Genomic DNA, 13,891 nt, shown 5'->3' with positions numbered 1-13,891 from the left:
GGGCCGTTCGGCTCAGGCCGATGGGCCGTCCCCGACGCGCAGGTAGCCGCTTACGGCGGCGACCACCTGATCCGCGCGAGACGGCTCGAGGTTCCGCACCCATGCCCGGAGCGCGTCGATGAACCCGGCGAGGTCTCGGTTCACGCCTTGGAGAAGGGCGGGGAGATCCTGACGCCGGATCTCCAGCCGCCGTCCTTCGGGGGACCCCCAGTCCTCGTCGTCCACGTCCGGCCAGAACCGGATGATCTCGCCGTCGAACTCGAACATCGTCCCCGGCCCATGCCCGAGGTCGGGCCCGTTCCCGTCCGGCAGCCCGTGCCAGTCCGGCCAGTCGGTCAGGTCGGCGCAGCAACCTGGAGTCACAGCGATGCCCTCGGCCTCGAGCTGCAGACCGCCGGGGAGGAAGGTGCGCTCGAGCCGCACCAGCTCGTCGAACGCGGTCTTGAGGTCGGGCTGGGTGAGCTCGTCGCTCATGCTGTTCCCGAGCAGGGAGAGCATGACCGCGCCGACGTCGTCGGAGGGCATTTCGCGGTGCAGGGGGATCCACTCGCCGTCGTGGCCGCGAAACGGCCAAAGCTCGAAGGACGAATAGCTGGGCGGCAAGGATTCCACCACCGGAAAGAGCCTGGACATGCTGTGACGATAGGGCCGTGACCCTGTCGGAGCCACGGCTTTTCGTCCTAGCGTGTCAACAGGTCTCGCAGTGCCTTCACCACCTCCGCCGGTGATTCCTCGGCCATGAAGTGCCCCGCCGTGACCGTCCGGTGATCCAGATCGGTCGCCCACGCCTGCCAGAGCGCGACGGCGTCGTAGCCCAGTGCGGCGCCCCAGTCCTGCTGGAGCACGGTGAGCGGCATCGTGAGCCGGTTGCCCGCGGCGCGGTCCGCCTGGTCGTGCTCGACGTCGATGCCCGCCGACGCGCGGTAGTCGGCGACGATCGAGGTCACCGCGTTCCGTGACGCCTCCAGGTACGCGGCCCGGACGTCGGCGGGGATCGCGTCGCCGCGCTGGGTCCACGCGTCGAGGAAGTGACCGAAGAACGCGTCGGGCGCGGCGCCGATCAGCTGTTCGGGCAGTCCGGGCGGCTGGGCCATCAGGTAAAGGTGGAAGCCGACCGCGGCGGTGGTGCCGTGCAGGACCTCCCACATGTCCAGCGTCGGCAGCACGTCGAGGATCGCGAGGTGGCTCACCTTGTCCGCGTGGTCGAGGCCGGCGCGCAGTGCCACCAGCGCACCCCGGTCGTGCCCGGCGAGGGCGAACCGGTCGTGACCGAAGGCCTTCGCGACGGCGACGACGTCGGCCGCCATCGAGCGCTTCGAGTAGGTCTCGCCGGTGTCGGCGGGCTTGTCGCTTTCGCCGTATCCTCGCAGGTCAGGGCAGAGGACGGTGTGATCGGCCGCCAGATCCGCCGCGACGTGCCGCCACATGAGGTGGGTCTCGGGGAAACCGTGCAGCAGCACGATCGGGCTGCCCGTCCCGGCGACGGCGACGTTGAGGGCCACGCCGTCCGCGACGGGCACACGCTGGTAGTCGAATCCGGTGATGCGCATGGGTACCTTCCTGGTCGTTCGGTGATGACCGCCAGCGTCCCCGGCCCGAATCAGCACCCGGTCAGCGGCGACCGAGCGGCCGGGGCACGATGATCACCGTCCGTGAAGCGAGGAGGTGACGATGCGGTTCGGGGTGCTCGGCCCGCTCGTGGCCGAGGACGCGCGGGGCGAGGTCGGGCTCAAGGGGCCGCGGCACCGCGCGGTGCTGGCCAGGCTGCTGATCGCCCGCGGCCGGGTCGTGCCGGTGGAACGGCTGGTCGACGACCTGTGGGAACGCCCTCCCGAGGGCGCGGTCGGCGCGGTCCAGACGTTCGTCGGGGCCTTGCGCCGGGCGCTGGAGCCCGATCGCGCGCCCCGCGAGCCCGCGCGGCTGCTCGTCACGGTCGCCCGCGGCTACGCGCTGCGCGCCGATTCTGTCGACGCGTGGGACTTCGAGGCCGCCGTCGCCGCGGCTCGTGAACTGCTCGACGCCCGCCGGCCGGGCGCGGCACTGTCGCAAGTGGACACCGCGCTCGGGCTCTGGCGTGGTCCCGCGTACGCCGAGTTCGCCGAGGAGGGCTGGGCCGTCGGCGAAGTCTCCCGCTTGACCGAACTCCGTTCGCTGGCGGGAGAACTCCGTGCCGAAGCGCTCCTCGCGCTCGGGCGTGCCGCCGAGGCGATCCCGGAGCTGGAACCGCTGGTCCGTGAACATCCGTTGCGGGAGAACGGTTCCCGGCTGCTGGCGCTCGCGCTTTACCGTTCCGGGCGGCAGGGCGAAGCGCTGGCCGTGTTGCGCACGACGCGCGAACACCTCGCCGCCGAACTCGGCATCGATCCGAGCGCGGGCCTGCGGGATCTGGAGGCCGGCATCCTGGCGCAAGCGCCCAGCCTGGAGCCGTCCGCGCCCAAGATCGCCGAGCGGCCACTTGTCGGGCGCGACGCGGAGTTGGCCGAGCTCGAAGAAGCCGTGACGCGGTCGCGGCTGGTGCTCGTCTCCGGTGACGCCGGGGTGGGGAAGACCGCGCTCGCCGAAGCGTTCTCGGCCCGTCTCGCCGCGCGGGGCTGGACGACGGCCTGGGGAAGCGGTCCCGACGACGAGGGCGCGCCGCCCGCCTACGCCTGGACCCGGATTTTGGCCACGCTCGCCGACGCCGGGTACGGCCCGGCACCGACGGCGGAGCCGGGGACCGAAGATCCACTGGCCGCGCGCTGGCGGTGGCATCGCGCCGTCGCGGCTCATCTGTCCGGTGCCGCACCGCTGCTCCTGGTCCTCGACGACCTGCATTGGGCCGGCGAAGAGACCTTGGCGCTGCTGGCCTCGGTGCTGGCCGAGCCGGTGTCGATCATCGCGACCTATCGCGGCACCGACCCGCCCGCCCGGCTGACGGATTTCCTCGCCAGGGCCGCTCGCCACGAGCCGGCGCGGATCTATCTCGGCGGCCTGCCCGAGACCGAAGTCGCCGGACTGGTCCGCGCCACGACCGGAGAAGTTATCGATCCGGACACCGCCGCGGTGCTCCATCGGCGCACCGGCGGCAACGCGTTCTTCGTCCGTGAACTCGCCCGTCTCCTGGCCGCCGAAGGGGCGGCCGCCTTGGACGCGGTGCCGCCGGGCGTCCGCGACGTCGTCCGCCATCGGGTGGACGCGCTGCCGGACGACGTCGGCGGTGTGGTGCGGCGGGCGGCGGTGATCGGGACGGACGTCGATCTGGACGTTCTCGAAGCCCTGGTGGGGAAAACCGCGCTCGACGCCGCCGAGATCGCGGTCCGGCGCGGATTCCTGACCGAGCGGGCGCCGAGCCGGTTCCGGTTCGCGCACGCGCTCGTGCGGGACACGCTCTACCACGATCTCTCCCGTTCGCGGCGGGCCCGCGAGCACGGCGAGATCGCCGAGGCGCTGGAACAGCTCCGCCCGGACGACGTCGACGCCCTGGCGCACCATTTCCTCCTGTCGGAGGAGCACGACGATCGTGCCGCGCGGTACGCACAGGCCGCCGCCGAACGGGCCGAAAGTCGTTTCGCTTCAACGGAAGCGGCACGGCTCTGGGACGCCGCACTCACCGCGTACGACCGGTCCGGCGCCTCCGACACGGCGAAGCGGCTGGATCTGATCATGGGCAAGGCCCGCGCTGCGGCCGTCGCCGGCGGGCTCGGCCAGTCGCGGAGGCATCGGGCGGAAGCGTTGGAACTGGCGGAAAAGCTGGACGATCCGCTGCTGACCGCGCGGGTGATCGGTGCCTTCGACGTTCCCGCCAGCTGGACCGAAAGCGACGACCGGGAACTCGCTTCCCGGATCGCGGAAGCCGTCGAGCGCACCCTCGCCGCTTTGCCCGCCGAACACAGGGCCGAACGCTGCCGGTTGCTGGCCACTCTCGCCGTCGAGATGCGGAACGCGGGCGGACAGCGGGCTCGCGAGGCGGCCAGGGAAGCCGAGGCGCTCGCCCGTCGGCTGGACGATCCGGCTCTGCTGGCGTTCGCGCTCAACGCCCGGTTCCTGCAGTCCTTCGACCGCGCCGGTCTCGCCCCCGAGCGGGCCGCGATCGGCGCCGAACTGGTCGACCTCGCCGCGCGGCACGGGCTTGTGACGTTCGAGGTGCTCGGGCACCTCGTGCTCTTGCAGGCGAAGAGCGCGCTCGCGGATTTCGCCGCCGCGGACCGGCATGCCGCGGCGGCGGACGAACTCGGCGACCGCTACGGCCTTCCGCTCGTCGGCGTGTTCACCCGGTGGTATCGCGCGATGCGGACCGCGATGACCGGCCCCGGCGGGGAAGCCGCCTATCGCGCCGCGGCGGCGGGTCTCGCGGGAACGGCCATGTCCGGTGTGGACAACGGGATCCTCGCGCTCGCCCTGTACTGCGACCGGATCCAGCGAGGCTTGCCGTCCGAAGCGCTGGAGGACGACTACGGTGCTTACGAAAGCTGGTGCCGCCCGGTGTTCCCGATCCCGGATTCGCCAAGGGATCTGCTGTTCGAGGCCCGCACCTGTCTGCACGCCGTCGTCGCGATCGAACTCGGTGACCGGACGACGATGGAACGCCTGTACGCCGAGCTCCTGCCCGCCGAAGAAGAGATCGCCGGTGCCGGGAGCGGGATGCTCACCCTCCGCCCGGTCGCGTACTACCTCGGCGAGCTGGCCACTGCCCTCGGCCTGCGAGAAGCGGCAGCCGAGCACTATCGGAAGGCGCGGGCCATCGCGGTGCAGGCCGGTTCACCGCACTGGGATTAGCTCACTGCTCCCGCATCGCGCGGCGGATCTCGGCCAGCTTGTCCTTGGCGGCCTTGTCGCGGTCGGCGATCTTCTTGTCGAGTGAAGCGACGTCTTCCTTGCCGCCGAGCCCGGCGAGCTCGGTCGAGCCCAGCGACGTCGTGTAGCGCTGCTCGATCCGGTCCCGCACGTGGTCGAACGAGGGCACGCCGCCCTCGCTGTAATCCGGCTCCGGGACCTCGACGGGCGCGGTCGGGGTCTCTTCGACGATCTCGGCGTCGAGGATTTCCTTGTCCGGTTTGTTCTCGGTCATCGTCCACTCCGTCCTGCGTGCCACGGCACGGCTTCGGTCATCAACCCGAGCATGCCCGAAACCAGCCGCATCTGGTCGACCGTGCGGATGTCGGCTTCGACCAGCCGCGGCGAGCAGACCACGATCGCGAGCGCCTGCGCCCGCGAGAGCGCCACGTTGAGCCGGTTGCGGGAGAGGAGGAAGTCCAGGCCGCGCGGCAGATCGACGGCCGACGACGAGGTCATGGTGGTGATCACCACCGGCGCCTCCTGCCCCTGGAACCGGTCCACGGTGCCCACCCGGACACCGGGGTGTCCCGCCTGGTCCAGCGCGCGGGCCACGACCCTGGCCTGCAGGTTGTACGGCGCCACGACCAGGATGTCCTCGTCGCCGAGCGGCCGGGGTTCGCCGTGATCGGTCCAGGCGCGGCCGTGGAGTTCGGCGACGAGGGCGGTGACCGCCTCGGCCTCCTCGACCGACCGCGTCGTGTTGCCGTGGTGGTCGACTTCGGCGAGGTACAGGCCCGCCTCGACACCGTCGATCGCCCGCTCGGCGGCCGAGGGATGCGAGTGCAGGCGGCCCGCGTAGGACAGCCGCGACACCGGCGCGCAGACGGCCGGATGCATCCGGCGGGTCTCGTCGAGGAAGTACCCGAGCTCGGCCGGGATGATGTCCGCCTCACCGATCAGATGCCCGAGCGCGGACGCTTCGGCGCCCGCGGGATGCGTTCCCTGCACGACCTGCGGCAACTGCTGCGGATCGCCCAGCAGCAGGAGATTCTTGGCGCACATCGACACCGCGAGCGCGTCGGCGAGGGCGAACTGGCCCGCCTCGTCGATGATCAGCAGGTCGAACGGCTCTTCCCGGATCGCGGTGTTCGCGAACGTCCAGGCCGTCCCGCCGACCAGATGGCCGGTGTCGTGCTCCTCGCGCCATTTCACCAGCGCGGGATTGGTCTTCGGCTGCTCCCACGGCGCGGCCGGATCCGGGGTCCGCTTGGCGCGTTTCGCGCACGGCAGATCCGGCGCGTTCTTGAGCGCGGCGGACAGCACGTTCTCCACGGCCTTGTGACTGGTCGAGGTGACGGCGATCGTCTTGCCCGCGCGCACGAGTTTCGCGATGAGCCTCCCCGCGAGGTACGTCTTGCCCGCGCCGGGCGGGCCCTGGACGGCGAGCGTGGAACCGTCGAGCGCCTCGACGGCCTCGATCACCGTGCTCACCAGGTCCGTGCCGGCGTCGGGCAGGCTTTGGGCGTCGCGCAGCCGCGGCGTCGTACGCCGGAGGAGATCGACGCCGGGATGGGCGGGCAGCGCCGGCAGCGTGTCGACGACGAGGCGCGCAAGATCCGCGACCGCGTCGTCCTTGGGGGAGGGGCGGACCGGGCTCCCGGGCAGCACCGCGACCGGCCGGTCGGCGGTGGTCTCGTCCGGCGGGCAGCTTTCTTCCAGGGTCAGCTCGACGGCGGTGGCCGAGACGACCTTCGCGTCCCGCGCGGCCGCTCCGTACCGCAGACGGACGTCGTCACCGGGGGCGAAGGGATGCGGCCGGTCCGGGTCGCAGCGGAGCGTCAGCGAGCGTTTCGCCTTGCGGACCCGGCCCGATGGCGGCACCCATTCCCCGGCTTCCAGCGAGACCGGGACGGTGCAGGCGTTGTCGGTCTCCAGATCGCCGAGCGGGGCGGCGAGCTGGCGGAAGTACTCCCACCACGCCGGATTCGTCTCGCGGCGGTGGTAGCCGACGGACGCGGCCAGCAGCGCGCGGGCGCGATCCTCGCCGGTGAACTCGGCCGGATCGTCGGGAAGCCCGTCCAGCAGCGGATCGACCAGCGCGGCCAGCTGCGCGGCGCGTTCGGCGCGTTTCTGGGCGGCGACGTCCTCCTCGGTCTGCCGGAGCAGAGCGTCCACATCGGACTCTTCGGCCGGCTCGGCGAGCGGGATCCCTTCGTCCACGCGGACTTTGTGAAGGAACTCGAAGAGCCGCAGCGTCGAGACGCAGTCGTATTCGTTGTAGTCGCTGATCCCGCGCAGCACTTCGTCCGCGTGCTCGGTCTCGCCGGAGGCGGTGAGCGTCAAGTACTCCTCGTAGGCCTCGATGCTCGAAACCGCGGTCTTGACGTCGCCGTCGCGGGCTTCGGGCATGTAGAGCGGTTCGAGGTACTTGATGGAGTACGACCGCTGCGAAACCCGGAGTGCCTTGCGCACCACGGAATACAGGTCCACCAGGCCGCCGCTGCGCAGCAGATGGTCGACGGCGTCCTCGCGGGTCCCGTGCACGGCGGCGAGCCGCTTGATCGCGGTGACCTCGTACGGGGCGTAGTGATAGACGTGCGAGCCGGGGTGCTCCGCGAGCCTCGCGGTGGCGAAGTCGACGAACTCTTCGAAGGCCCGTTTCTCCTGAGACCGGTTGTGCGCCCAGAACGGCGTGAACTTCGTGCCGTTTTCGGCGGTCACGGCGCCGAAGAGGTATTCGAGCCCTTCGCCCGCCAAGGCGTACGGGTCGCCTTCCATGTCGAAGAAGACGTCGCCGGGCGCTGGCGGCGGGAGTTCGGCCAGCGCGTCCGGATCGATGACCTCGTAGGCGATCTGCCCGGTGGCGTCCTGGCGGACCTGGATCGCGGCCTGGGCGCGCAGTGTGGTGAACGACGTCGTCGAGATGTCGCGCGGCCGGTCTTCCGGTGCGGCGGTCGCGAGCGCGTCGATGGTGCCGAGGCCCGCGGCGACGAGTTTGCGCCGCTGGTCGCCGCGCATTCCCGCGACCAGTGAGAGGTCGCGATCGGCCTCGCGGGCGCTCGCGCAGTGCGCGGCGTAGGAGCAGCCGCCGCACGCGGGCCGCTCGTCGGCCCACAGCGGGACCGGCAGGGTCGGCGGCCGGTCCCGCAGCCGGGCGCGGAGCCGGTCGACCAACGGGAGGAAGTCGTCGACGCGGAACGAACGCGTGCTGTGATCGCCCAGCAGCAGATGCATCCGCGGACCGGCGGGCCAGCCCGCTCTGCGCAGCGCGTCGGCGTACGCGGTCAACTGGACGACCGCCGCGGGCTTCGCGTGCCTGGCCAGCTTCGTGTCGTAGACCTCGTAGCGGCCTTCGTCGTCCCGCATCAGGAAGTCGGCGCGGCCGGAGAACTCGCCGTCGTGGAAGACCGCCTGGTAGATCACCGGCGCACCGGCCCGAAGCGCCTCTTCGGTGGCCTTCGCGGCGACGACCGGGTCGCGTTCGTCGATCTCGACGACGGCGCTCCGCTCGCCTCGCAGCTTGTCCAGCGTCGCGGCCTCGTGCGCGCGCCCGTGCGTGACCGCCAGCTGATCCGGCCCGGAGCCCGGCCGCGGCGCTCCCGGGAGGCCGGCGGCCAGCGCCTGGTTCAGGAGGCTGCGGTGCTCGCATTCGAGCAGGTCGGCGAGATCGGACGGGGTGTACATCGCCCGGGAGTCTCGCACGGACTCCCGGATGGACGGTCCCGGCGCGCCGGAGTCAGCCGGAGGTGTGGTCGAACTTCAGATGTGAGGTGATCCGGTAGCGGTCACCCCGGTAGATCGAGCGGGTGTACTCGATCACGCGGCCACCCGCGTCGCGCGTGGTGCGCTCGAACAGCAGCGCGGGTGAGTGCTGCGGGACGCCGAGCAGGCCGGATTCGTCGGCGTCGGTGACGGTCGGCTCGATGATCTGCACGGCCGTCGCGGGAACGACCTCGTACCGGGAGCGGAGCAGTTCGTAGAACGAACCGGACTCGAACCCCGCGGCCGTGATGTCCGGCACGAGGTCGCGGGGGACCAGGATCCGTTCGATCGCCATCGGCGCGTCTTCGACCACGCGGACGCGGGTGACGGCCACGAGCGTGTGACCGGGGGAGACCTCGAGCCGTTTGCCCAGCCGGGCGCCCGCCGGTGTGGTGGCGAAGTCGATCACCCGGCTGGTCCAGTGACCCTCGGCGGGCGGGGCGAACTGTTCGCCGCCGGTGGCGGGCACGAGGTCCTGGGAGATCTTGCGCGGCGCGGTGAAGGTGCCGCGGCCGTGCTCGCGGACCACGAGACCGTCTCGCTCCAGCTCGTCGATCGCGGCCCGCAAGGTGGGGCGCGAGACGCCGATTTCACTGCTCAGCGCGCGTTCCGAAGGCAGGACTTCGCCCGGCTGCCGCCGCTCGATGAGCTGGCGTAGCCGGTCCTTGACCTCTGTTCGCCGCATGACCACAGCCTACCCAGTGGTCGGCGTGAATTGGCTGGTGGACAAGTTGTCTAGACCTATTGACTTTACCACTTCCGGGGGAGACGGTGAAAGAAACTGACCAGTGGTAAGGAGACGACGATGTCGACCTCAGGGAAGTTTCGCGTTGCCGCCGTCGCGGCGTTGTCGGTCGCCGCACTGGCGGTGGCGCCGGGTGCCGCGGCCGGAGCGGCCGCTTGCGGGGCACTGTTCGACGATTTCCACTACGGCTCGCACACCGACGGACTCCTCGCCCAGCACGGCTGGCAGGTGCGATCCGGCGCCGGCGGCCCCGGCGTCGGCGGTGCGCGCTGGGCTCCGGAGGGCATCACCTTCCCGACGTCCGACGGGGACAAGGTGCTGCAACTCGCCTCCGCCACCGACGGCACGCCCGCGGGCACGACGCAAACCGAGATCATGCAACCCGACCGGCGGTTCTTCGAAGGGACCTACGCGGCCCGGATCCGCTTCTCCGACGCGCCGGTGTCGGGCCCGGACGGTGACCGGATCAACCAGACGTTCTTCACCATCAGCCCGCTCCGCCACGACAACGACCCGATCTACAGCGAACTGGACTTCTCGGAGTACCTGCCCAACGGCGGCTGGGGCGAGACGGGGCCGACGAACTTCCAGACCAGCTGGCATACGTACACGCCGGATCCGTGGTACGCCGAGAACAAGAGCGACAGCCAGCGCCGCAGCATCGACGGCTGGCATTCCGTCGCCGCGACCGTGTCCGACGGCCACGTGCGGTACTACATCGACGGCGCCCTCGTGGCCGACCATGACCGCAGTGGGCCGTTCGACGTGTACCCGCGGCAGAACATGTCCTTGAATTTCAACCAGTGGTTCATCGACCTCACGCAGCACAGCGGCGGCACGAGCACCTACCTCGAACAGGTCGACTGGGTCTACTACGCGAAAAACGAGGTCCTGACGCCGCAGGCCGCCGCCGAACGGGCCGCGTCCTATCGGTCCTCGGGCGTGCGGTTCGCCGACGATCTCGGTGGCTGTTAGATAGGAGCCGTGGATCGGCTGACTGAGCGTTTCGAGGAACACCGGACCAGGCTGCGGGCGGTGGCGTACCGGATGCTGGGTTCGGCCAGTGAGGCCGAAGACGCCGTCCAGGAGACCTGGCTGCGGCTCGACCGCGCCGACGCGGGGGAGATCGAGAACCTCGGCGGCTGGCTGACCACGGTGGTGGCGCGGGTGTGCCTGAACGTGCTGCGCTCGCGCGACCACCGTCGGGAAGAACCGCTCGACGACCAGCTCGCCGAATCGGCCGACTCCTCGGCAGACCCCGCCGCCGACGCGGTGCTCGCCGAGTCGGTCGGCCTGGCGATGCTGGTCGTCTTGGACACGCTCGCGCCCGCCGAACGGCTCGCGTTCGTCCTGCACGACATGTTCGCGGTGCCGTTCGACGAAATCGCCCCGCTGATCGACCGCACCCCGGCCGCCGCCCGCCAACTCGCGAGCCGCGCCCGGCGCCGTGTCCAGGGCCGATCCGTCGCGACGGAACCGGACGTCGCACGACGACGCCAGGTCGTCGACGCCTACCTGGCCGCGGCCCGCGGCGGCGACTTCGACGCACTCCTCCAACTCCTGCACCCCGACGTCGTCCTCCACGCCGACAAGGCGGCGGGCCCCTCGCGCGCGCCGATCTTCCTGCGGGGCGCCGACACGGTGGCTCGTGGTGCGGCCGCCGCTTCGGTGCGAGCGGCGGTCACCCAGCTCGCGCTGGTGAACGGTGGCATCGGGCTCGTGATGGCCGACGAAGGACGGCCTTCGGTGGTCCTCGCGTTCGCCTTCGTGGACGGGAAGATCAGCGAGATCGACGTCATCGCGGATCGGGAACGGTTGCAGGGGCTGGACCTGGTGATGGTGGACTGAGCCGGGTTGCGGTTCGGTCGCGAACGAGTACCGATGGCCCGCCCTGTGGCTTGAGTCGTTAACGGTTTCTTGCCGTGGTCCGCCTTCTTTTCAAGGCTCTTCGAGCCAGGACCATGTCGGAGGAACTGCCCGGCGCCACGAAGTGCGGGAGAAGGAGACCTATCGGGACGCGTATTAGCGCGATCGTGATCGAGTGCTCTATTCATCCGCGTTTCGGCGGCTGGCCGGGGTGACTCAAGTCGCCGCGGTCAGTGAGCAATTGGTGCTGCACAACCGGCTCACGCACAGCTTGTCGGCTGCTTCGCGGATGTAGCGGTAGGCGGTGGCCACGCCGATCCCGGAACTGGCGGCGAGGCGTGCGTAGGTATCCCCGCAGCGCAGGTGCGCGAGCATGAGCGTGCTTGGCGGTGCACCGGTAGCCTGCGCCACCGAGTGCTTCGTTCGCGGCGACGCCGTTGCAAGGTTGGGAAGTGCTCACTGCCTGACAGGTGATGGTCTGGGCGCGATACTGGCCTTCATGACTCCAGCGAACCGCCCGGACAAAGTCCGCTTGAGGGCGTTCACCGAGGCCGACCTCACCTTTCTCGACCGCCTCTGCACGGATCCCGATGCGCTCGGCGAGTTCGAGTGGCCCGGATTCGGTGATCCGAGGGCACGCCGCAAGCGATGGGAGATCGACGGGTACATCTCCGCCGAGTCCGCGGCGGTCGCGATCGCGCGGGCCGACGACACGGTTATCGGCATCGCCTCCTGGAAGCCCCGCGGCTTTCCCTCGGGTGTCACCTACGAGATCGGCGTGGGGGTGCTGCCCGAGCATCGTGGACAGGGGGTGGGCACGGTGGCGCAGAGGCTGCTCGTGGACTACCTGTTCGGCCGCACGACCGCGAACAGAATCGAAGCCCTCACCAACGGCGGTAACCTCGGCGAGCAGAAAGCCCTCGAACGCCTGGGGTTCCGCCGGGAAGGGGTCATGCACGGCAGGTCCTTCCAACATGGCGAGTATGTCGATGTGCTCGTCTACGGTCTGCTCCGCTCAGAGCATCGCCCCGGAACGCCATGAGCACTTCTCCCAACCTGTTCAGAGTGAGGTTGGAAAGGGCTCCGTGTCATCTATCGCGATATCGAGTGTGACGACGCGACGAAAGGGACTTTCAAGGACAACAAGGAGGCCCGATGCGCTCGGGCAGTCACCGACTACATCTGCCTGCTCACCGAGGCGCAAGCGGTCGATCTCGGGAAGCGGTTGGCGGGGCGGTCGGAGAGTTCGATGTTCGGCACCTGGTTCAACTGAACGTGGGCATGCCGAGGGGCCCGTCGCCGGTGGGGTCGGCGGGCTCCTCGGGTTCAGTGGTGGTTGTGGCGTGGGGTTTGTAGCGGGTCCAAGTATTGGGGTGGGATGAACTCGGGCCGCCCGTTGGTGATGTGGACTTTCCAGCCGGATTGTCCGTGGATGACCATGTGGTGGTAGCGGCAGAGTAGGCAGAGGTTGTTCAGGTCGGTGTCGCCGAGTTGGCCCCACGGCAAAATATGGTGGGCTTCGCAGTGTTTGGGTCGTCGGTGGCAGCCGGGGAAGGCGCAGCCGTGGTCGCGGAGGTTCAGGGCTCGTCGTTGGGCTGGGGTGACGGACCGGGTGGCGCGGCCGATGTCGAGGGGTTCGCTTTCGGTGCCGAGGACGGCGGGGATGATCTTGGCGTCGCAGGCGAGCATCCGCGCGTGGCGTGCGGTGATCTGAGTGACCCCGTCCACGCGGGCCGACCCGAACCCGGAGGTCAGCGTTTCCAGAGGAATGGTGACCACGATGGTGGTGCGGTCTCCGGAGAGGGTGGGGGCTTTGTCGTTGGTCATGGCGTAATGGATGGCGTCGAACAACGCGTCCCCATTGCGTTCGCCCGGCGTGCGGGGGTCGCGGTTGCCGTCCTCATCGATGGGTCTTCGTTGTCCCCAGGTTTCGAACAGGGCGTTGGCGCGCGCCCCGAATTCGGGGTCGAGGAGGCCGTTGAGCCGCCACCAGCCGTCGTCGCGTTTCCGTAGATGGACCTCCCGCGACGGCGGCTTCAGGTCTTCGTCTTTGGGCTCGTTGCCGTCGGGATCCAAATGCGCCAAGAGTTCGGCGCCGCCGTTGATGATCTGCTGGGGGCCGGCGTGGCGGGCCAGGTTCACCAGGATCTGTTCCGCGCCGGTCCGGTCTTCGGCGGATACGTCGGCGGGGATTTTCTTCAGCACTGCCAGGAGTGGGTCAAGTTGCTGGTGCCCGAGGTCCCCGTCGGCCGCGGCGGCTCCGGCGATCGGCGCGGACGCCGGGGCGGGAGTGCCGTCGAGGTTGCGGCTTTCGTTCAGTGCCAGCGCACGGGTGACGGTGTCGCGGGCTTCTGTGGGGGTGATGCGGGCGGTTTCGGCGAACCAGCCCGCGGTCGAACCATGCCCGAACAACTCCATCGGACCGCGGGACTCGATCTCGGCCAGGAACTGCCCGACCTCGGCCAACGCCTGTCGTGCCACCGACAACCGCTCCACCACGCCGTGCGCGAGCTCGCGCGCACCGGCACGCCACAGCTCTTGTGGCGGTTCGAGGATGCGTTGGCTGGACACCCCCTCGGGCTCAGATGGTCAGTGCACCGGCCGGGGATAATGATCGTTCTGGGTAGCGAGGGGGTGTTTCGTGTCGCGTGGTGTGCCGTTGCGTTCGGTGGAGCGTGAGTTGATCGCGTTCGGGTTGAGGCAGGGGAAGTCGTTTCGGGAGATTGGGGCCTGGATTGGGCGGGATCATTCGGTGGTGTCCCG

At 70.0% G+C, this 13,891-nt stretch carries 11 protein-coding genes and 1 pseudogene; 5 read left to right on the top strand and 7 right to left on the bottom strand.

Annotation, left to right across the window (positions count from 1 at the left end; all coding sequences use genetic code 11):
- Positions 1–12: 12 nt before the first annotated feature.
- A complete protein-coding gene (locus DMH01_RS41680) occupies positions 13–633 on the bottom strand; it encodes a hypothetical protein (protein WP_125684930.1) in 621 nt (206 codons plus the stop codon).
- 47 nt (positions 634–680) lie between these two features.
- Positions 681–1,550 (bottom strand): alpha/beta fold hydrolase, encoded by an 870-nt coding sequence (locus DMH01_RS41675; protein ID WP_125684928.1) that lies wholly within the window; start codon positions 1,548–1,550, stop codon positions 681–683.
- Positions 1,551–1,671: 121 nt separating this feature from the next.
- Between DMH01_RS41675 and DMH01_RS41670 the strand changes: the two genes are divergently transcribed.
- A complete protein-coding gene (locus DMH01_RS41670) occupies positions 1,672–4,755 on the top strand; it encodes a BTAD domain-containing putative transcriptional regulator (protein ID WP_125684926.1) in 3,084 nt (1,027 codons plus the stop codon).
- Position 4,756: 1 nt separating this feature from the next.
- Here DMH01_RS41670 and DMH01_RS41665 read toward each other — a convergent pair whose 3' ends face one another.
- Genes DMH01_RS41665 through DMH01_RS41655 form a run of 3 tightly spaced genes read right to left on the bottom strand, consistent with a single transcriptional unit; the run spans position 4,757 to position 9,202 of the window.
- A complete protein-coding gene (locus DMH01_RS41665) occupies positions 4,757–5,047 on the bottom strand; it encodes a hypothetical protein (RefSeq protein WP_125684924.1) in 291 nt (96 codons plus the stop codon).
- Positions 5,044–8,439 (bottom strand): TM0106 family RecB-like putative nuclease, encoded by a 3,396-nt coding sequence (locus DMH01_RS41660; protein WP_125684922.1) that lies wholly within the window; start codon positions 8,437–8,439, stop codon positions 5,044–5,046. The genes DMH01_RS41665 and DMH01_RS41660 overlap by 4 nt, the downstream gene beginning before the upstream one ends.
- A 52-nt stretch (positions 8,440–8,491) precedes the next feature.
- Positions 8,492–9,202 (bottom strand): GntR family transcriptional regulator, encoded by a 711-nt coding sequence (locus tag DMH01_RS41655; protein ID WP_125684920.1) that lies wholly within the window; start codon positions 9,200–9,202, stop codon positions 8,492–8,494.
- Positions 9,203–9,322: 120 nt separating this feature from the next.
- On the opposite strand from DMH01_RS41655, the gene DMH01_RS41650 reads away from it, so the two are divergent.
- Positions 9,323–10,237 (top strand): glycoside hydrolase family 16 protein, encoded by a 915-nt coding sequence (locus DMH01_RS41650; RefSeq protein ID WP_125684918.1) that lies wholly within the window; start codon positions 9,323–9,325, stop codon positions 10,235–10,237.
- A 9-nt stretch (positions 10,238–10,246) separates the two neighbouring features.
- The gene (locus DMH01_RS41645; protein ID WP_125684916.1) at positions 10,247–11,110 is read left to right on the top strand and encodes a sigma-70 family RNA polymerase sigma factor; all 864 of its coding nucleotides are present in this window, start codon (positions 10,247–10,249) and stop codon (positions 11,108–11,110) included.
- Positions 11,111–11,395: 285 nt separating this feature from the next.
- Here the strand turns inward: DMH01_RS41645 and DMH01_RS41635 are convergent.
- A pseudogene (locus DMH01_RS41635) lies at positions 11,396–11,571 on the bottom strand (transposase family protein); the annotation flags it as partial.
- A gap of 56 nt (positions 11,572–11,627) precedes the next feature.
- Here DMH01_RS41635 and DMH01_RS41630 point away from each other — a divergent pair.
- Positions 11,628–12,170 carry a GNAT family N-acetyltransferase gene (locus DMH01_RS41630; protein ID WP_233621876.1) on the top strand — a complete coding sequence of 181 codons (543 nt, stop codon included), beginning with the start codon at positions 11,628–11,630 and terminating at the stop codon, positions 12,168–12,170.
- A gap of 284 nt (positions 12,171–12,454) precedes the next feature.
- Here DMH01_RS41630 and DMH01_RS41620 read toward each other — a convergent pair whose 3' ends face one another.
- Positions 12,455–13,699, bottom strand: a complete 1,245-nt coding sequence (locus DMH01_RS41620) for an HNH endonuclease signature motif containing protein (protein ID WP_125684912.1) — start codon at positions 13,697–13,699, stop codon at positions 12,455–12,457.
- A gap of 70 nt (positions 13,700–13,769) precedes the next feature.
- On the opposite strand from DMH01_RS41620, the gene DMH01_RS43775 reads away from it, so the two are divergent.
- Positions 13,770–13,891: helix-turn-helix domain-containing protein (locus DMH01_RS43775; protein WP_148106597.1), on the top strand; the 122-nt coding region annotated here is incomplete at its 3' end.

Origin of the sequence: Amycolatopsis sp. WAC 04182, assembly GCF_003947465.1 — a bacterium.
Taxonomy (GTDB): Bacteria; Actinomycetota; Actinomycetes; order Mycobacteriales; family Pseudonocardiaceae; genus Amycolatopsis.
This window is presented reverse-complemented; position numbering and strand designations above follow the sequence as displayed.

Bases quoted from the DNA above. Each gene is read 5' to 3' on its own strand.
- DMH01_RS41650 (WP_125684918.1), top strand. From the start codon at position 9,323: ATGTCGACCTCAGGGAAGTTTCGCGTTGCCGCCGTCGCGGCGTTGTCG.
- DMH01_RS41670 (WP_125684926.1), top strand. From the start codon at position 1,672: ATGCGGTTCGGGGTGCTCGGCCCGCTCGTGGCCGAGGACGCGCGGGGC.
- DMH01_RS41660 (WP_125684922.1), bottom strand. From the start codon at position 8,439: ATGTACACCCCGTCCGATCTCGCCGACCTGCTCGAATGCGAGCACCGC.
- DMH01_RS41680 (WP_125684930.1), bottom strand. From the start codon at position 633: ATGTCCAGGCTCTTTCCGGTGGTGGAATCCTTGCCGCCCAGCTATTCG.
- DMH01_RS41665 (WP_125684924.1), bottom strand. From the start codon at position 5,047: ATGACCGAGAACAAACCGGACAAGGAAATCCTCGACGCCGAGATCGTC.
- DMH01_RS41675 (WP_125684928.1), bottom strand. From the start codon at position 1,550: ATGCGCATCACCGGATTCGACTACCAGCGTGTGCCCGTCGCGGACGGC.
- DMH01_RS41630 (WP_233621876.1), top strand. From the start codon at position 11,628: ATGACTCCAGCGAACCGCCCGGACAAAGTCCGCTTGAGGGCGTTCACC.
- DMH01_RS41655 (WP_125684920.1), bottom strand. From the start codon at position 9,202: ATGCGGCGAACAGAGGTCAAGGACCGGCTACGCCAGCTCATCGAGCGG.